16 protein-coding genes and 2 riboswitches are annotated in these 19,437 nt (G+C 49.1%); of the genes, 3 read left to right on the forward strand and 13 right to left on the reverse strand.

Translation table 11 applies throughout. From position 1 onward, the window contains the following. Nucleotides 1–14: 14 nt before the first annotated feature. Together SPTER_RS13580 and SPTER_RS13585 are read right to left on the reverse strand one after the other, a co-directional pair. Complete coding sequence (locus SPTER_RS13580; protein ID WP_144350878.1) at nucleotides 15–296, reverse strand: hypothetical protein; 282 nt, start codon at nucleotides 294–296, stop codon at nucleotides 15–17. A gap of 137 nt (nucleotides 297–433) precedes the next feature. Continuing rightward, entirely contained in the window at nucleotides 434–640 is a 207-nt protein-coding gene (locus SPTER_RS13585) for a hypothetical protein (RefSeq protein WP_144350879.1), read from the reverse strand. A 25-nt stretch (nucleotides 641–665) separates the two neighbouring features. Between SPTER_RS13585 and SPTER_RS24785 the strand changes: the two genes are divergently transcribed. Further along, nucleotides 666–824, forward strand: coding sequence for a hypothetical protein (locus SPTER_RS24785; protein ID WP_170233271.1), 159 nt, complete (start codon nucleotides 666–668; stop codon nucleotides 822–824). Between the two features lie 19 nt (nucleotides 825–843). On the opposite strand, the gene SPTER_RS13590 is transcribed toward SPTER_RS24785, so the two are convergent. The 4 genes from SPTER_RS13590 to SPTER_RS13605 form a co-directional block, all read right to left on the reverse strand. After that, on the reverse strand, nucleotides 844–1,461 hold the full coding sequence (locus SPTER_RS13590) for a hypothetical protein (protein ID WP_144350880.1): 618 nt from the start codon (nucleotides 1,459–1,461) through the stop codon (nucleotides 844–846). 245 nt (nucleotides 1,462–1,706) lie between these two features. Continuing rightward, nucleotides 1,707–3,035 (reverse strand): hypothetical protein, encoded by a 1,329-nt coding sequence (locus SPTER_RS13595; protein ID WP_144350881.1) that lies wholly within the window; start codon nucleotides 3,033–3,035, stop codon nucleotides 1,707–1,709. A gap of 135 nt (nucleotides 3,036–3,170) precedes the next feature. Further along, nucleotides 3,171–8,465, reverse strand: coding sequence for a TonB-dependent receptor domain-containing protein (locus SPTER_RS13600; protein WP_144350882.1), 5,295 nt, complete (start codon nucleotides 8,463–8,465; stop codon nucleotides 3,171–3,173). A 452-nt stretch (nucleotides 8,466–8,917) separates the two neighbouring features. After that, nucleotides 8,918–9,098, reverse strand: a riboswitch (cobalamin riboswitch). A 101-nt stretch (nucleotides 9,099–9,199) separates the two neighbouring features. Beyond that, complete coding sequence (locus tag SPTER_RS13605) at nucleotides 9,200–9,397, reverse strand: hypothetical protein (RefSeq protein WP_144350883.1); 198 nt, start codon at nucleotides 9,395–9,397, stop codon at nucleotides 9,200–9,202. A gap of 369 nt (nucleotides 9,398–9,766) precedes the next feature. On the opposite strand from SPTER_RS13605, the gene SPTER_RS13610 reads away from it, so the two are divergent. Next, entirely contained in the window at nucleotides 9,767–10,033 is a 267-nt protein-coding gene (locus SPTER_RS13610) for a helix-turn-helix domain-containing protein (RefSeq protein WP_144350884.1), read from the forward strand. 146 nt (nucleotides 10,034–10,179) lie between these two features. After that, nucleotides 10,180–10,362, reverse strand: a riboswitch (cobalamin riboswitch). A 291-nt stretch (nucleotides 10,363–10,653) separates the two neighbouring features. Here the strand turns inward: SPTER_RS13610 and SPTER_RS13615 are convergent. Then, nucleotides 10,654–11,283 (reverse strand): SWIM zinc finger family protein, encoded by a 630-nt coding sequence (locus SPTER_RS13615; protein WP_144350885.1) that lies wholly within the window; start codon nucleotides 11,281–11,283, stop codon nucleotides 10,654–10,656. 707 nt (nucleotides 11,284–11,990) lie between these two features. Between SPTER_RS13615 and SPTER_RS13620 the strand changes: the two genes are divergently transcribed. Further along, entirely contained in the window at nucleotides 11,991–12,398 is a 408-nt protein-coding gene (locus SPTER_RS13620) for a helix-turn-helix domain-containing protein (RefSeq protein ID WP_246105303.1), read from the forward strand. Between the two features lie 98 nt (nucleotides 12,399–12,496). Here the strand turns inward: SPTER_RS13620 and SPTER_RS13625 are convergent, their stop codons facing one another. The 6 genes from SPTER_RS13625 to SPTER_RS13645 form a co-directional block, all read right to left on the reverse strand. Then, entirely contained in the window at nucleotides 12,497–13,774 is a 1,278-nt protein-coding gene (locus SPTER_RS13625; protein WP_144350886.1) for a Y-family DNA polymerase, read from the reverse strand. A gap of 38 nt (nucleotides 13,775–13,812) precedes the next feature. Then, nucleotides 13,813–14,034, reverse strand: a complete 222-nt coding sequence (locus SPTER_RS24790; protein ID WP_170233072.1) for a hypothetical protein — start codon at nucleotides 14,032–14,034, stop codon at nucleotides 13,813–13,815. Nucleotides 14,035–14,150: 116 nt separating this feature from the next. Further along, the gene (locus SPTER_RS13630; protein ID WP_246105627.1) at nucleotides 14,151–15,059 is read right to left on the reverse strand and encodes a restriction endonuclease; all 909 of its coding nucleotides are present in this window, start codon (nucleotides 15,057–15,059) and stop codon (nucleotides 14,151–14,153) included. 230 nt (nucleotides 15,060–15,289) lie between these two features. Beyond that, nucleotides 15,290–15,478, reverse strand: a complete 189-nt coding sequence (locus tag SPTER_RS13635; RefSeq protein WP_144350888.1) for a hypothetical protein — start codon at nucleotides 15,476–15,478, stop codon at nucleotides 15,290–15,292. Then, complete coding sequence (gene rlmD / locus SPTER_RS13640) at nucleotides 15,451–16,839, reverse strand: 23S rRNA (uracil(1939)-C(5))-methyltransferase RlmD (RefSeq protein ID WP_144350889.1); 1,389 nt, start codon at nucleotides 16,837–16,839, stop codon at nucleotides 15,451–15,453. Before rlmD ends, SPTER_RS13635 begins: the two co-directional genes overlap by 28 nt. 125 nt (nucleotides 16,840–16,964) lie before the next feature. Then, nucleotides 16,965–19,394: a Lon protease family protein gene (locus SPTER_RS13645; protein ID WP_144350890.1), complete on the reverse strand. Its 2,430-nt coding sequence runs from the start codon at nucleotides 19,392–19,394 to the stop codon at nucleotides 16,965–16,967. Between the last annotated feature and the right edge of the window lie 43 nt (nucleotides 19,395–19,437).

A 19,437-nucleotide genomic window follows, 5' to 3' on the forward strand; every position in this document is an offset into this window, starting at 1 on the left:
ATCCTCCTTCTCCTTTACAGTTGCTGTTCCAGGTCAGCGATTTCCTCTTCCTGTTGCTTGATGCGCGGAGCCAGGTCGTACAGCACATGTTCCGCACTTTGCTTGACGCGTTGCTCGGCATTTTGGACAGCCGTCTGGTTTATGGGGCTCTCCAGCGTCCCGCCGGCATCCAGGTCTGCCTTCAAGAGCTCGTTCTGTTCAAATAGTTCCAGTAACGCTTGCGCCTCGTCGCTTTTCAGTCGCGCCAGCTCGGCCTTTTTCTGCAGCCAGGTATGTTTTCGCTCATTATCGGTCATATGTACCCTCTCCCTCTATAAAAATTTGTTATCCCGTTATTTCCCTGCTTACGTACCTTGTCTCTGGAGTTGTTTATACAGCGCCAGAAAGGTCTTGATCTCGCCGGCCATTTCTTCTTGCAGCAGCCGGGCCAACACTAATGAGTATTTTCCCGTTTGATCCCGGCTTCCCGTTTGCGGGCGAACCGCACGATCTCGATTTTGGGATTGAGCTTGGCCGAGAATTTAGCCCACACTTCCGGTGGATTCCCAGGTTGCCAGAACCGGCGACCGGGGTTGGCGGCGGCGACAAACGGCGCGCTTGGTAGTGCCCTGACCAGGGCAAGCCGTTTTGTTTTTTGCATGGTCCTTGCTCCTTTCGTTGGCGATATGCAAAGACAGGGTCCTATGAGCAAACAGGCCCGGACAGTTGTCCGGGCCTGTTTGCTGCCTGATTTTTGTGTGACGGCCGGACGGGGCGTTGATTCCCGGCGGAAGCGCCCGCCAGGTCGCGGCAAAAGCCGCTCCCAGCGAATTGCCAAAGCATAGCACGTTGGTAAAAGGAACCTCACTTATGGATTCCTACTTCGGCCGGATTAAGGGATAGCCTATAGCGTAAAGCTATCGCCAAGGGGCGAATATCCTGCAGTTCTACAGGCAGTTGCTGCCAAGCTTGCCTATACGCTATGCCGACCGAATTGCCTAACCCGACGAACAAATAAAACAAGGCCGTGAATTTTTGCCGCACCGCGGCAGTACATAGTTTTTTATCCGCACCGATAACAAAATTTATGTTATCATCGTCAGTAAGCATAAAATCTTTATTCAGGGGGCCGTTGAAATATATCAGTTCCGTATTGGCGCCGGCCTCGGCGATGCTGCTTAAAACCTCAGTCATCGGCCAGGATCGGTTGCGGCTGCGGACCGTACCAAAATACACCCGGCCGTTCTCCATAAATTCAGCGGCGATATGTACGATCTGAGGGCGGTGTTTTGCTACGGCCGCCTGGAGCGCGGCCAGATTGGCCACCGGTTCCTTAATCAGGTTAAAGGGCCGGCATTGTTGCACCGACTGCGTCAATGCAAGAGTTTTTTTCATCTCCTGCAGTCTGGGATTAGGGGAAAACAGCGGCACCAGCATAATCAGCTCCTCCTTGGTTATGGTCGCAGCTTGTACTTGGTTCATAGCCTCCACCTCTTATTGTGCTTTTATTATGTTCTTGCCGCAAATCCTCGCCAATTCTCCGGCAAAATCATAAGAAAAGACTTGGCTTGTGCCAAGTCCCTTAGGACGCCGGCAGAAGCCTTAGTCGTTCTTATGTCCACAGAATTTATTTGTAAATTCTGGCAGACTAATAAATGAATCCGCACCGTTCCGTAAGTGCCTGAGTATAAACGATGCGGATTCAGCTACAATCTTACATTAGCAAACTATTTTTTCTCTTGCGCTGCTGCCGCTTGCACTGCTGCTGCTTTGAATTTCTCAAGCTCTTCAGGCGGTAACATCACTTTGGCATGTTTAGTATGGGAAGCGCCTCTGGCGAAGGCACGCGGAGCTGCGCTAGCAGCCGGAATAACCACGGCGGCGGTATTCAGCTGTCCATAAACCTCATGCGGATCGTCAATACCTAAACCTTGGGGATTAGTAGTAGCATTATAGAGTCCTGCATTTGCACGAAGAGTCAACGCACTGCTTGACAAAGCAACGGAAGTATCAATCGTATAAATTTCTGTTGCCCGCACAAACCACAGTACGATTCCGTCGTAAGCCAACAGCCAAGTAGCGCCGGACGGAACTGTCGCTGAATAGGTGCTTGATGTTCCAAAATTACCTGCTTTTAGACTTGCTTGAGTCGTTCTTACTAATCTATAGGTATAGTTTGAATAGCTACCATCAAAATTGGCTGTCAATACATAGGCATTGGCATCAACCAGCGCAACATCGACATAATCACCGGCAGTAACAGGAGTAACTATGCCAATAGTTTGTGTTACAGCTGGTGGACTAGCATTAAGATCTACCACCTGCAATCGGGAAGTAGCATTGCCGCCAGGCTGTTGTACTCCCCCGAAGCTGGTCACATAGGCAAAGTTGTCCGCAGCAATAGCTATTGAATTGGCGTTGGCATTAAGATCAATAGTTGCAGCCAAATCACCGGTAGCTGCTTCGACAAGCACAAGCTGTGAATTCCCATAATTAGAATAACCTTCAGCATTGATAAACAATGCGGCTAAATAAAGTGTTCCATCAATTTCAACAGCATCCATATCCACGCCATGGCCTTCTTTACCCGCTAGTGGTGTATACGTGAAAAACGGATTGCCGCTGGCCGCATTGAACGTTGTCAGATCAACCTTAATAATGTCTTGGCTGTCATAGCCCATGAGGAACATATCGTTACCGTTCGTGACAATACTATAGGGGTTATTGATATCCCAATTGGTATCTGTCCTAACTACAGGCGTTCCCCATATACCATTAGCAGCCGGATCAAAAATACCGTATAAAGAACTGGTAGGGCTATACGTATAATCTACTACCAACGCTTTGTATTCTGAACCCTTCACAAAATTGAGAACGCGCGCATCATGCCCCTCAAAGTAGTTGCCTCCCGGTAACGTTTTTACCACTCCCGCATGTACGGTTCCGGCACTATCGACCTGACTGATGCAACCGTAAGGGTCTCCCGGTGTAGTATAATCCTTCATTACACCTGCCGCCAATACCGATTCTTGTAACAAGGCTCTTGGTTCTGACATTTGACAAACCACCTTTCCGTTTTATATTTTTTTGACACAGGAGCAACCTGGCATCGGCAGCGCTGCTGCCGAACCGGTTACTGACCGTATCTATTATTGCTGTGCCTGCTATGAAACAAGCACCAACAAACCCCATTAGAAACTATATTCCAGTGTCGCGTAATATATGCGGCCGGCTAAGGGATAATTATTCGTATAGATTGCTTTGCCGTAAGTTTTGGTAACCTCCGGTCCTTTATCAAAAATGTCGTTGATACCAGCCGCCAGTTTCCAATTGTTGTCGAATTTATATTTAGCGCCGATATTAAAGGTGCTGAGACCATCCATCCACCAATTGTCTCGATCCTCCGGATCTTCGCCGTTAGTGGTCTGGCCGATAAACTGCTCGGCCATGTAATTATATTCAATAAAGGTGTTCAATTTATCACCCGGCCACCGGTAATCCAGACGCGCGTTTACGACCCATTCCGGCGTATACGAAATCGAGGTCTTGGCACTGTTGCTCTCGACATCCCTCAAGGACTTGGCCCCTGCATATTCCGGTTTTTGCCAGGTTCCGGCCAAGGTTAGGTTCAAGCGCTGCCATTTCATATTGTGGGTCAGTTCGAGGCCATGGACCTTGGCTTCGTCCATCGGGAAATAGGTGCTGGGCGCATTGGGCACCATCGGCATCCACAGCGCGAATTGATTTTTGGCCCGGCGCTGGAACCAGGTCAGGACGGTATCGGTATCGGCTTGGGCCAGCTCGCCTTGCCAGTTAACGCTGAAGTCAAACTGGCTGCCGCTTTCCCAAGTGCCGCGCGAACCGGCGTCGAATAGTTTGTTGGCGCCGGGATTAGGAATAATGGTCGCGCCGTCGCCAAACAATTCATAGAAATTCGGATGGCGGTTATAGGTGCCCCAACTGGTCTTAACGCTCCAATGGTCGTTGAGCTGTTTTTGCAAGGCGGTGCCGGCCGACCATTGCCATTTTTTATCGGCTTCATTCATCGTCTCCATGTCCACCTTTTCGGCTCGCACGACCGGCGTCAGCTTGAAATCACCGGCCTCATTCAGGGTAATGGTATCCTGCAGACTGAAATGGTACTCCAGGATTTTATATTGATCGATATATTTTCGATTGCCTAAACCAAGATTCAAATTCAGGGTATCCTGTTCGCTGACATTGGCCTTCATGGTTTCACGACTGACGTCGCCGCTGAATTCCAATAAGTGACTGTCGCCCATTTTGTAGGCCGTATTCAGGTTAAAGCCCCATTTTTTCGAATGGTAATGGGCCCACAGTGTCCCCGGATATTGCGGGTCTTCCATACCGACGACAGCGCCGGGTATGGGGGCGTTGGAAACCCCTGCCGCCAGCAAAGCGGCGAGACGTTTATAATAGCCGGTGTTAAAATAATCCTTTTTGTTGTCCAGATAGCTGACCTGCCAGCCCCAATCCAGGTTGCCCGCCGTAGCCCGGCGGCCCAGCAGGAATTCCTTCTGGTCAATATCCTGCGCCCGGTCCCAAAAGCCCTTTTCATAGTTTTCTTTATTGAGATTAATCAAGGTGCTTGGTACGCCCGGGTTATAGCCCTCATTAGGATAAAGATTATTACCGACACTGGCCGGCAGTTCCTCATGGAGTTTTTTCCAGGACACCTTGGCCAGCCACTGCTCGTCCTGCCATTTCACCATGCCGTTGCTGTTTTGGTAGCCGTTGCTTGCCCGCTTAACATCTCCCTCCCAATAGCGGGGGCTATCGTGGGGATACGTATTATGAGCATAAAAATCAAAATCGCCGCCCCAGATATCGCGCTGGAAGGTTGCCAGCAAGCTGCCGCTGCCGACCGGCGCCGTAAACTGGTAATTACCGGTATAGCCGCCGTAGGATTTCACGCCTTGCGACACCATGCCGCCCAATTGATCCGGTTTTTTGGTGACAATGTTGATCACGCCGCCCAGCGGAGCGCCGCCGAACCGGGCCGGCACATAACCGCGGTAGACTTCGATACGCTCGACATTATCCACCGGTATGGCTGAGAGATTAACCGCGCTTTCGCTGTTGAGGTTCATTAACACCCCGTCGACAAAGACCTTAACCTGCGCGCCGGTTGCGCCGCGCACCCGGGCAACCGTATAGTGACCGGCGCCGGTGATGCGCTGCACATAGAGCCCCGGCACCGCTTCCAGCATCGCCGGCAGGTCCTTTTGTTCCCCCTTATAGGTATTGGGATAAATAACCGATACCTGGCCGGGGCTCAACTTCTTTTCCCAGTCAGGCCGGGCCGCCTCGACGGTGACGGGGGCAAAGGCAAATTCACTGGCGGCGCCGGTTGGCAGCGTGACCACAGTTGTGTCTGCTGTCACTGCCGGTGCAGCCTCACTGGCCGAATAGCTTACAGTCGTATTGTCTTGATTTTCAGCATTACCTGCTGTTTCAGGACGATTGGGTTCTGCTACACTTGGCGGTACTTCTGTTGGCGCCGTCACCTGCCGCTCCGGCAGTCGCGGCTCAACCGGCGGCGCCTGTCCCATCACTACGGTCGTTGTCTGGGCCTTGTCAGCGCCAGGCACTGCGGCCGCACTGCCGCTGTCAGCGGCGGCCCCGCTGCCGGTCACGCCTTTGCCGCCGCCAAAGCCGCCCCAGGCAAAGTCCAGCTTGCCGTCAATGCGCCAGTCACTGCCGATATCGCTGCCGGTCGTTTTTACAAAATCAAGATTTAAATTGCCGTCCGGTGAAATCTTCATCGTGCCGCCGACATTAAATTCCCACCAGGTATCCTTGCCGCCGGCAGCGGCGATAGATCGGTTTTGATAGCCATACACGGCATGAATATCCTGTTCGCCGGCAAATTCATGGGCCAGATTGACGCCGGCATAGATGGTGCCTTTGTCGTTGATTTCTTTGCCCAAGCGCAGATGCAGCCTGCCGGTGGCATTGTCATACCCTCTTTGATTAATCCGCAAATGATTGCTGAGTTGATACGTGGTTGCGTCAACATGCCCCAGGAAGAAGGAGGCGGCCGGTTCCCACCACCAGTTGTCCGCCAAAGCATTGAGCTTACCGTATTGCAGGCCCATTCCGTAGCCCCAGGTGCGGGACGTACCGTCAACTATGCCGCTGTTACCCGTACCGTCGCCCAGATTGGCAACCATGCTGAATTCATTTTTCAGTTTGCTTGCGGTTACGCCTGCATCAAGATAATGCCCTTTATCGCCAACCCAGGTGCCGTACAATCCGCCGCCGAGGCTGTCTTGCTCCCCGCTGCCGCTTTGCGTAGTCGACTTGCCGTCAATTTTATTGAGATAAAAACCGGTATAAACTCTGCCGTTGTAGAAGGCTTTATTTAAAAGCTTGTCGTAACCGACTTGAACCCCGTTATAGCTTTGGTCAAAGCTGCCGCCATAACGGCTCTTGCCGTCGACTTTGCCGTGATAAGCCTGGGCCCAGACGTTTTCCCGGCCGTCGCCGTCAGCCCCTGCCGCACTGTACAGGTCGGTGCTGCCGCCATAGCGGCCATGCAAATCAGCGGTACGGCGGAACATATTCAGGTAACTGCTGCGCCATAGGTTATTATTGATAATCGAATTGTCGCTGACGGCTTTACCGGTCGTCGACATTTCGCCGGTATCAACAAAGCTATAGCTCTTCAGCCACCAGGCGGTTCCTTTTTTCGCAGCCGCATCCTCAGGATCGGTGAAATAGTTATCGGTCTGCTCAATCACCGGCGTAATCTCATAGGTGCTGAGGACGCCGTCGGCAACAGATGTTTGCGCCGTCACGGTAAAGTTTTCGGCGCCGTTTAAGATGCCTACTAATACCGGCAAATTAACCTGCCCACTATCGTTGCTTCTTAGCACGGCTTCTCCCGCCGGCAGATATCCTAAGCCCGGCACCCAGCCCAACTGCAGGTTTAGATTGGTTTTGCCATATTGCGCGTCGGCCTGCGTAGCCGTTGTAATATAAACGCTGTCGGTATTGCCGGTGCTAAAATACATCGCCGAGTTGAAATCGTTCGGGGTCACAAACCCTCTATCACTAATTTTGCCAGTCCCGCTAGCCGGCGCATGCTGCAGCGCGGCATCCATGCTGTAATTGCCTAAACGAAAGGTGGTGCCTGCCGCTAACGTCGCATTTTCAATAAACAGACTGCGGGCAATCTTGTGTAGAGAGTATCTATTGGGTTCATTGGTGTATTCGCTGAAATCAACTATTTTGCCGATTACATTGTCATACAGAAAATAGCCCTGAATAAGGCCGATCTCACCGTTGCTGATTGCACCAGAATCATTATAATTAATAACATGATTGATCAATGGATCCTCGCCTGAGGTATTCGCATAAGTTAAGTCGATAACAGAATTGCTAACGGTGCTTACATCTTTTACCGTAATCGCCGTTCTTACATCGGCTGGCAGAGGATCTAAGCTTTGACCATTTTGCCAGTCTATCGTGCCGCCGCTGCTGTTAGGAATAAGATTGCCGTCACTGTCCATAACCCAGTTCTTATTAATAGCATAATCCGTATCCAGAACCGAGCCGCTTGCCCCATAGAGCACCCGGTCCAGCGGCCGCCAGCTATTGTCGCTGGACTCGCCGACTTTTACTTCATTATAGGCGTAAGTTTTCTGTCCCGGCGTTAGGTTGGCAACAGTTTGCGTAAATTGAAACAAGCTGGAGGTGTCTTCCAGTTTTAATGCACTCTCTCCCACTACCTCGTAGTCAGGTAGCGTAGCAATAATCGTATTCACATCTGGCATAGTCATCCCCTGCATTTTGGCTAATTCGGCGTCCGTAAGCTTAACTAGGTAGTATTCATATTGCGGCGCATATTCCTTTACAAAATCCGCCAGTTGCTGTTCTTTGTCACTGCCGTCAGGAAGAGCCATAATATCCGCCAAACGCTGCTGGGTAGCAATATCTAACAGGTTCTTCTCATTAGCATTAATTACATTGGTAACGCCAGTACCTACGAAACCTTTTGTAAGCCAGTTGGATCCGCTTACCCCCGTGACGACCGACCAACAATACAACTTTCCGTTTATTTTGACCGCCAAGGCATTATACTGCATATTTTGCGGATTGTTGCCGGCATCCGCCAGGGGAGTTATGGCCCTGAACAAATTTCTTGCCCCTGTCAGTCCAAAAAGATTATAATTGGTGCCATTATAGGTATAATTCAATTGCGAACTGTTAATCTGTAGCGGATAATAGCTAGTAGCCTCATTCGCCGGCTGATAACCGCCACTCAGAAAAGCATCCCTGCTCCCGGTTCCCGGATCTATATATTGGTAATCAGCCGTAGTGTTGTTCGCCCAAGCGACCGCCGGCAAGGCCATTACCCCCAGCGCCAGTGTACAGGCGACACAAGCCACCCGGCTTTTCGCGCCACAGCGATCGCGAACTGATTTCGCCCGGCCGTTATTTTTCGCCAGTTCGGATACCACCTGCCAACAGGAGCGGGTCCGGTTCCAAACGACTTTATAGATATGATTTAAAATTTTTTATCATTCCTTTTCTTTCCATCCCTAACCATCCCTGGATACCGGATGTTACCCCGCCAGCAAGCTGCCTGTCCATAAGATAAGGATGTTTCTTACTTTATCTATTTGTTAGCTATTGTTTTACTTTGGTTATGACGTCGGCCATGATATCCGTACCGCCGTAAACTACGGTGGCGGCATCCAGAACCGCTGTTAGGCCCCCCTTCGGCAACATGCCAATCAATATGTTGTATTCGCGGACAGAGCTTGTACGCTGATAAATCCTTAAAATATGGGCCGAAAAGCCAACGAATAATACCGAATAAAAAAACTCCCTTGTTGGGAGTGCTTACGCTAACCAGCCGGAATCCGGTCTTGGTTTTTCGTAATCTCCTCCCTGTCACTCGCAGGTAAAATGGCGATTGCTGGATAAGGCAGTTCTCCTGACTCCGGTTCATAGCGCCCCACGCCTTCCCAAAGCTTTCACTCCAGTGGCATTGTGCGAGATTGCTCCCCGTTACAGTGGCGGGACCGTGTTGGCTTTGCACCAAACTTCCCTATTAAGCCCCGAAGGGCACCTATCCCAACGTTATTGTATTGTTTCTTTCTGTTAATCGTATATGTTCTTTCAGGCCAATATTACTCTTTGTCCATCAACGAAATTTCCGCGTGTCCGGCTCAATAGGCTATATTGCTTATTACTCGCGGGGTCCTTGCCTCTTACATTTGATGCCAAACGACAGATACGTTTCCAGCACTGCGATAATGACATCTTCTTGTGCATCGCCTGTATCGTCCTCCAAAGCTTCGCGCACAATGTGTTTGATCTGCTCGGCATGATAGCCGCAATCCAAAAGCTTCTGAGTTAATTGATTAATCTGTTCCTGTTTTGTCAATCTAATCTACCCCAATACTGCCGGACATTGGTTATTCTTTTTTCCACCTGCTGCACCGCAGGCTTGAGTCTTCTTTCCCTCCTTTTCGGTAACGATTTGTCTCGGTTTAATCCCTAAGTATCATTGCATTAGTCTGATTCCCCTTCACTCTCCTTTCACCAAGCAACTTCCATTTTACTTGGTTGGTGCAGGCGCATATGTTCATAAATAGTGCTGAACAAAAATCTTATTTTTCTATCAATTCACGCCGCACCATTTACCAATCACTATATAGTATAGCTTTGTTTCATTATATTTGCAATATATAACAATATTTTTGAAACTTTCTTCAATCCTGCTACATCTATAATAAATATGAGGTGAACTTGTGTGCAGGATAACTTTTTAGATAAATACCGGGAAATCGGCCGGCGAATTGCTTTTTATCGTACAAAGCGCGGGCTGTCGCAAGATGCATTAGGCGAAAAGATTAACTATAGCAAAAGCTATATATCCAAGATCGAAGCATCAAATTCAGATGTTACTTATTCATTGGATATTTTATTTGCGATAGCGGCAGGATTGCAACTTGACCCGGTCATTTTCTTTTTACCGATTAATGAAGAGAACTTTGATAAACATAGGACAGATAATTAAGTGATTTAGCAACTTTCAGCTATTCCAGCTTTGTCCAACATTTGCAAAACAAAAGAAGCCTCCCTGTGATCATAGCATCCAGAGAGGCTTCTTGTTATCAATAAAAAATTGCATCGCAATCCCCTCCCCGGTCCGTCGCAGGTCAAGTGGTGATTGTTGTACAGGCAGTTCTCCTGGCTCTGGCTCATCGCTCCTCCAAACCTTCCCAGAACACTCATGTTCCAGTGGTATATCTTGGACTCGCTCCCCATTACAGTGGCGGGACCGCGCCGGTCTTGAACCGGCTTTTCTGTTAGGCCCCGAAGGGCACCTGTACCAAAATGATTTATATTCTACTTACTTGGAATTACCTTTGAGCTTTCTTTGATTTAAATATAGCACTAGTGGATAATTCTGTCAATAAACGTTTGAATGTATACTTTCAATATAAGGGGGCAGTTATTCTGTATATCCCCCACCGTCAAAATTCCGGACGTTTTCTAACCATATTTAAGAACAATAAGCAATTTCTCACCATATAAATATAAATAGTAAAAACTGTCGAGGTGCTATCCTGGTACATTTTCTCTAAAGATCACGCTGTAGTTGTAGAGGATCAGTCTTGTATTGTCTAAGCTTTCCTATTTAATTTTAATTACAAACATTGTTCCTTCGCTTGAAACCTGATATCGTGGCGCTTCATCGAGAGGTTTTTCAAGAATGCCTAATTCGACTGCTAATCGATAAATGTGCTTACAGGGATATTTCCTCTCATTGAAATCGGGGCAAGTACATTCCTTAAGATTGACGTTATAACCATTAATTACGGCCGTTTGCTCGTTCACAAGTAGACTCTTAACTGTCATACCAGCTTCAAAGGTTCTCTTATACCTTTCTTTTTGCGTCCAATCTTTATGAATTCCTGGATGCCAATTACCCCAGCCATTTGTTGAAGGATAGGATGCTAAAATGGTCATGCTCTTATCATAGTCATTGGCAGCAGCATGAAGTTCTGTATAACCTAATTGATGTGCCAAACTATACATGTGTTTACACGGTAGTTTGCGTTTTACAAAATCGTTACAAGTACACTTGCCGAGGGTAGTCGTATACGGCTTTTTTCCAGACCCGGCAAATATACCAGTTAATGTTTTATCATCAAGTTCAAGTGGCTGGTTTTTCGGTTCGGCAGCAGAAAATTGACGCTTAATTTGGTCTGGCTGCTGATGTAAGTCTGCTGGCCATTGCGACCATTTTGCTATATTATCCATACTCGTTACCCTCCTTTTACTGTTCAGGTTTCGAGTCCTTTTACGTAAATCCTCCCTGTAACGGGCGCCTCCTTCAAAGGTAATTATTGGTATCTAATAATCTACACCGTGTTACTTATTTGAGTAATGCAGCTAGAAAATAGCCCCATTACCATACTTCAGAAAAATCGTCAGGCACAGATTAGCCTGATACCTATTTCCCCCGCATCTTTCAATAATTCATTCTTGGCAAGCCCATAAAAATAAGCTATAATTGAGCCGGTGGAAATCGAAAAGTCGCCGTGATCCGGATGTGTTAGGCCACTTCCGGACACGCGCAGGTGTCCAAAGCACCTACACGTAACAGCATTTTGTCCACGACGACATGTTTATTATACAATGTTTCCTGGCCTTTTAACAAGGAGAGGGTATGTGGGTAATAGCAGGATCGTATTGGGGTAAGAGGCTGCGCGACTGCATGCAGCAATTAATGAAGCACAACTGAGGTTATAAGGCAGCTTAAACACAGCAGCTTGGTCATTTGACCAAGGCGCGCGGTACGCCATCTTTCCTCATACACGAAAAAGATAACTTAGCAAGAGCGCATGTGTAGGTCTATTAAACGGCCTGCTCATGCGCTCTTTCTGATTTCCCCCGACACGCAACCGTTCAGCGGGTTTCACGGATGTGAAACACTGCCCCGGTTGTTAGGAAGGGGATATATAAAGATGGTCAAAAAACCAAAGAACAAGCTTCAGAACGGCTCCCCGAACGCTTACCCTGTGGAGACCGACAAAAGCGCCAAAGAGGTATCCGCAACTAACGAAACTCCGCCTAAAAGGCAGAAAATGCGCCCGGATTATGGGGAAAAGTACCAAGAAATCGGCAAACGGATTGCGTATTATCGTCGGCAGCGGGGACTCTCTCAGGAGCATCTGGCGGAAAAGCTTAAGTGTTCACTAAGTGATATCAAGCTGATTGAAGGAGAGTATGGCGGCGAGGCTGGCCGCGAATGGCCTAAATCGCTGAAACGCGTAGGTTTTTTATTTGAAGTTGCCGAAGCTCTGGAGCTTGGTGTGCCGGCATTTTTTCTGCCGCCGAACGAGGAAACGTTCGCGAAGCACAGGACGGATTAATAAGGAAACGACATCATTGTGCATTGATAAGACTTACGGCCCCCGGAAATCCGGGGGCCGTTTTTTATGCCCTATGTTGCCATTAACCCAGCATTACATCATTCACTTTTTCCTTTATGTCCGCCCACATAATCCGCCCGTTCCAGGAAGGTTCCGCCAGCCATCGACCCAGCATAAAAAATCGCTTTTTTGCCAAATCGCTGCCGCAGATCATCTACTACTCTATCCATGGCATGTTTCTTTTCTTCGCCTGCAAAAAATAGTTCCAACTGCTCCTGGCCTTGTGACACGATTTTCCCAGCGGTAATATTTACTGATCGTACCGGCTCGCCCTGCCACCGCTTAATAAACTCCTGGCGTGCCGCTTCACTAATGATGTCTGTTGAGTTCTCCGGGCGAACCAGCTTAATCCGTGCAGTAAAGCCCAAGTGTAATTCTCTATCCGAGTACCCTATTCCCAGATGTACCTCGCGGCATTTCTCTTGGTGCTTACGTAGCCTGGCGCATACATCTCCCACCATTTCCTTAATGATCATTAGAATTTCTGCTTTTACATCGTAATCCCGCATCAATATCTGGTTTTTACTATAGGATTTACTTTTCGGCCGTTCCTTCTGGCTAATGATGCTGGCATCCAAGCCCCAGGCGTGGTAATATAACTGCAACCCCATTACGCCTAGCGTTTTCTGCAACCGCACTGGATTGGCGTGAGCCAGCCCCTCAATCGTATAAATACCCATTCGCTTGAGTTTCTCATCGTAGCCTCTGGATATGCCCCAAAACGCAGTCAGCGGCTGTATTTTCCATACCGTTTCCGGCACCATCTCATACGTCCATTTGGCAATCCACGGCGGACGCTTTTTCGCTTCATTATCCAGTGCCAGTTTTGCCAACAGCGGATTATCGCCAATGCCTACCGCCACAATAAGCCCCAGCTCATCCTTCACCATCTTTAAGATGGCTTCCGCCATCGCCTCTGCGGGTCCAAACAAATTGTGCGATGCGGTAACATCCAATATGGACTCATCAATGCTATAAACGTGTAGATCTTCATCTGCTACGAAGCGGCGGAATATATTTTGTATGGCCTGGTTCACCTTGATATATAACGCCATATTGGGTTCTACTACCATAATCGGCGAACGTTTGGGTATTTCAAAGAGCCGGTTTCCGGTCTTGATATTATATTCTGATTTAACCCTCGGGCTGCTGGCCAGTACGACCGCACCGGCTCTCCTTACATCCGACACTACAGCAATATAGGCTTCCAGCGGGTCAAGCCCCCGCCGAACCGCCTCTACGGACGCAAAGAATGATTTTGCGTCGACGCACAATACGCTCCGGCGGGGAAAACGAGAAAAATCAACGAGCCCCATCGCCTTTGACTTCTTTCTCTTTCATCTGCTCGTTGTGCTCAGACAGAAGCATTCCCGCCCACTTGACCATACATCGGTCGACGTAAAATATCCGAGCCATCTGCTGGTAAATAGGGATACTTAGTAAATTTATAGTATGTTCGCTCACCACTATCCACCTCCATATACATAATACCAGAACGTGTGTTCTTATGTAAACGTTGTTGGTCTTGGTAATTTTTGCTAACTTGAATAGAAATAACGCCGGCTATGATGGTCATCAAAACCACCCTAACCGGCGTTTCCTTTCACACTTAAAAATGCCAATTGTTTTTGACCCCTTCACGCATTCCATACATAGTGATCCTTTGCCTCGTCATAAGGCCACCCAGGCAATCTACTCTTCCAGAAAATAATCCGAATCAATCCGTTTAACTTCATATACTGTCTCTGTCGTCACGCCGACACCATACTCGATCATTAACTGCGTCAATTGAATTCCGTCCATAAGAACGATCCTAGTGCCTGCTTTTATCGCAGCCTCACGTGCTGCCGGGGTAAAAGTCGAAGTAGTAATAAATATTCCCTTATGTGCCGCCTTTAGTTGTAATGCGCCAATAAATCCATGTATCTCGGGGCTTCCTATAGAACCTTTCCAACGCTTGGCTTGAACGTAGATTAAATCCAAGCCTAATCGATCTTCTTTAATGATGCCGTCAATTCCCCCATCGCCGGATTTTCCCACCACCTGAGCTGCATCTTCTCGGGAGCCGCCATAACCCATTTTTAACAATAAATCGAGCACCAAATGTTCAAAGAAAGCCGGGGAGCAATCGAGAATTTGCTGCAAGAGTTCTTCAGCCAAGGCACTTCTAAGTTCTTGGTAATAACTATGGATCATTTCACTCGGTGTTTTGTCGACATCATTGGCCCCCACTATTTCTAAGGAATCCCCAGTCTTTACTGGATAGTGTGGTTTGAACTGTTTAAATTCGTTGAACTGAGCCAGTAAACGGTTGTTGATGCGGCCAGGGTTCTGCTGCAGTATCTTCCGCCCACGGTCTGTGATTTGAAACTGGCCCACTGCTTTCGCTTCAATCAGCATCGCCTTCTTCAAATATGTCCGCGCCCAACTCAATCGATTATAGAATATGGACTGCAGACCTGAAGGCAGTTGCCTATTTCGTTCTTCCTCGGTCAATTGCAAGTCATCCGCCAATACTTGTCGCAGCTCTTTAAGGGAATGTACTTGCCCATCTGCTAATCGTTTCAAAAAGGGCAGCATAATATCTTCATAGGTTGGCATGACCAAAGGAAATACCTCCTTAATAGGTATTGCGATAGCATTCGTCTTAATAGAAAACAACTATTTATTCGTCACATTACATGGTATCCCCTGTTGTTTTCTCCGGTTTAACCTTTGGTAATATTATGAATTTGGTAGCAATGATCAAGTTTTATCTTGCATAGTCTGACGAAGTAATGAGGGTAATTTCATAGGCTGATATAAAAAAAGAGCCTACAAACCCTTATACGTCAAGGTTCATAGGCTCTTTCCAGTTTCATCCCTTTAAGGCGAATTTGATAATGATTAACATAGAAAACACCAAGCAGATAAGCCTGATGTTTTCTATCTACGTCTGAGGAAACATATACCATTATTTCCCACAGCCCTTGAACCCAGGCACCGCCTGGCTTCAAGGGCTGTGTTTTCTTTTCAGCCAAATGCAACACTCCACGTGAAAAGTCATCGGGAACAAGTCAACAGGCTGAATCTCCCTGGTCTCATACCCCAATCCGTCCAAAACTGCCAGATCACGGGCCAACGAAGCCGGATTGCAGGATACATAGACAATGCGGCTGGGCTCCATGCGCGCAAAAGTCTCCAGCACCTGCTGCTCACAGCCGGCGCGAGGCGGGTCGACAACAATGACGTCAGGCCGCACGCCTTCTGTAAACAGGCGCGGCATCACGTCAACCGTATCGCCAACAATAAACTCCACATTATTCACCTGATTGTTCACGGCATTCCGGCGGGCATCCAGGATGGCCGGTTCGACGATTTCAATTCCATATACCCGGGCGGCCTGACGGGCGAGAAACAGGGTAATGGTGCCGGTGCCGCAGTAGGCGTCAATCACGGTTTCCGTACCGGTCAAGCCGGCGTATCTGACGGCCTGCTCATACAGCACTTCCGCCTGGGCGGTGTTAACCTGAAAAAATGACCTGGCGGAAATAGCAAAGCGAAACTCGCCCAGCTTATCGGTAATCGTAGCCCGGCCCCAGAGGGTAGCCGTTTTCTGGCCCATGATGACATTGGTGCGCTGGCAATTGACATTCTGGACAATGCTGCCAAGGCCTGTCAGCCTGCTGCGCAGCCGTTCAACAATCTCTTTGCTGTGCGGCAGGCGGTCTGTGGCCGTTACCAGTACAACCATAACCTCACCGGTAGCTGTGCCTACCCGTCCCAGCACATGGCGGATAATGCCCCGGCCGGTATGCTCATCATAGGGTTCAATGCCAAGTTCGCCAATAACTTCCCGCACTACCCCAGCAATATCGTTATTGGCCTGATGCTGGATCAGGCAATTATCTGTATCAATAATATTGTGGCTGCCCTGGGCATAACAGCCTACCACCAGCCTACCGTTCTGCTGTCCCACCGGCAACTGCATTTTATTGCGGTAATGCCAGGGCGTGTCCGCCCCCAGGGTCGGATGAACGATCACTCCGGTCAGCTTGCCAATCCGGGTTACCGCATCCACCACCTGCTGCCGTTTGCGCTGTAATTGCTCTTCATAGCTGACATGCTGCAGCTGGCAGCCGCCGCATTGGTTGTAGATGGTACAGGCGGGAGGAACCCGGTGCGGTGACGGGGTATGAACAGTTACCAGACGGCCGGTCGCATAGGTCTTTTTGACAGTCGCAATCACGGCGGTCACACTTTCCCCCGGCAGGGCGTGCGGCACAAAGACGGTGAAGCCCTGGTAACGGCCAACCCCCTCCCCGCTATGGCCAAGCCCGGTAATCTCAATTGTATAACTTTGTCCTTTTGCCAGAGGGATCGCTGAAATTTTATCTGCCACAATGTCACCTTTTCTTCCTATTTAAATAGAGGGCGGAGATTTCCGCCCTCTGTGCTCAATCTTTTTTAGCCTGTAAAATGACTAATTTCCGGCTGGATAAAAGGCAGCAGCGGCTTTCACGCTCACTAGCGCTCGGCGGCAGCCGTGTGTTCTTTATCCTCTGCAGCCTTCCCCAGCTTGATCAGGGTTTCGGTGTATTCTTTCAGTTTCCGGCTGACACGGGCGTTGATTGTGCCGGCCGGATAGGTGCCGTCCGGGCCGGCCTCACCGGCGGGGATGCCGGTCAGGATCTCAATGCCCTGATCAATCGTTGCGACCGGATAGATATGGAACCGCCCCTGCCGTACAGCCTCGACGACCTCGTCATTTAAGGCCAGGTTGCTGGCATTCTGATGGGGAATCATCACCCCCTGCTGGCCTGTCAGACCTTTTAGCTTGCAAACCGCGAAAAAGCCTTCAATCTTTTCCGTCGCGCCGCCGATGGGCTGAATCTCACCTTTTTGATTGACTGAACCGGTTACAGCAATATACTGCTTAATCGGTGCGTCAGCCACACTGGACAGGATGGCATACAGTTCCGTGCTTGAGGCACTGTCACCGTCGACACCGTCATATAATTGCTCGAAGGTCAGGCTGGCAGTCAGGGTCAGCGGATATTGCTGGGCATACTTTTGTCCAAGATAGCCGCTGAGGATCAGCACGCCTTTGGTATGGCTTGTCCCGCTGGTTTTGGTCTCCCGCTCAATATTGATGATCCCGCTTTTGCCCAGATAGGTATTGGCGGTTATGCGGGAGGGTTTGCCAAACATATACTCACCGACCGACAGTACGGCCAACCCGTTGACCTGCCCTGTTTTTTCGCCGTCGGTGTCAATTAACAGCTGCCCTTCGGCGAACATCTCCTGCAGACGTTCTTCATATTTATTAGCCCGGTACCGTTTCTCTTCAATCGCTTTTCTTATATGGCCGGCAGTGACGATCCCACTGTTATCCAGTGTGGCCCAGACATCGGCTTCACACAGGATCTCAACAATATCATTAAACCTGGTTGTCAGCTTATTTTGTGATCCGGTCAGGCGGGAACTGTATTCCACAATCCGGGCAACGGCGGAGCGGTCGAAATGCTTAAGTTTCTCCCGGCAGACAGTTGAACTGATAAAACCGGCCAGTTTCTGAATATTGACAGGATTGTTCTCCATGATCACGTCAAAGTCGGCATGGGCCTTGAACAATTTGCGAAAATCCTCGTCATAGTTGTACAGCAGCTGATAAATATAGGGGTTGCCAATCAATACGACCTTGACGTTAATCGGGATGGGCTCCGGTTTCAGCGAGGCCATGGCCAGCACACCATATTGCTCGCCCAGGTTCTCAATTTGCAGCTTCTTGGTCTTAAGCACCCGTTTTAAGGCATCCCAGGCGCCAACATTTGTCAATACATCCCGGGCATTCAGGATTAAGTAACCGCCATTGGCTTTATGCAAAGCCCCGGGCTTAATCATTGTGTAGTCGGTGCTGACAACACCCATCCGGGTTTCGTATTCCGCCCGCCCCACCAGGTTATAGTAGGTGGGATTGATCTCAACGACAACCGGCGCCCCCTGCGGCTCCCGGTGTTCTACCAGCAGATTGACATTGTATTTATCCTTCGCATCCTGGGCCGGCCGCTTAAAAATAGCCAGAGGGTTATTATCCTCTTCCGGCTGGGGCTTAAATTCATTGATGTTTTTAGAAACATCCTGCCTGATTGCTTCCAGATAATCAACAACCGTTTTGTGGCCGTCATACTTTTCCTTAAGCTCGTCAATCAGATGGCCGGCAACAAACAGGCCGACTTTGCTGTCCAGCTGTTTCAGGTCTTCCCGGGTCCCCCGCTCCAGCAGTTGAATCCGGCGTACGACCTCCATGCCTTTTTCGTGGACAGCAAACAAATTCTTCTCAATGGCTTCCCGCTGTTCCTTCTCCAATTTCTGAAAATCCTCCGGTGCCAGCGCCTTGCCGTCCACCATCGGCAGGCCGACAAAGCCGGTTGAACTCCATTGCGGGGAAATGCCCTGCGATTCGGCATACTGGGTAAACTCTTCCACCATCACCGAGCGCTGTTCCTGATACTGCTTTAACAAACCGGCTTTAGCCTGCTCATAGTCTTCGCTGCTAAATACTTTCGGAATATCGGTTTTCAGATTCTCAATAAGCTCCTGCATATCTTGCTTGAAAACCTGGCCGATGCCGGCCGGCAGTGCCAGGGCAATCGGCTGGCCGGGGCTTTCCAGATTATTCACATAACACCAGTCGTAGGGAAGCTCCTGTTGGCTGGCCACTTTCTTAACTGCCGATTCGGCATACGTAATCTTACCGGTGCCGACTAACCCGGAGATAAAAATATTATAGCCGGGGTTTTTGGTAAACAAACCAAACTCAACGGCTTTTACCGCCCGTTCCTGTCCAATCATGACCTCCAGCGGTGATACGGTCTCGGTTGTCGTAAAGTCAAACACGCTGTCATCACAGTTAAAGCGGAGTTTTTCGACCGGCAATTCCTGACTTATAGCCATGAAAATAAGTCCTCCCTTTGTTTTCATTAACCCAGGCATTGGC

It is taken from the genome of Sporomusa termitida (assembly GCF_007641255.1).
GTDB classification, from domain to species: domain Bacteria; phylum Bacillota; class Negativicutes; order Sporomusales; family Sporomusaceae; genus Sporomusa; species Sporomusa termitida.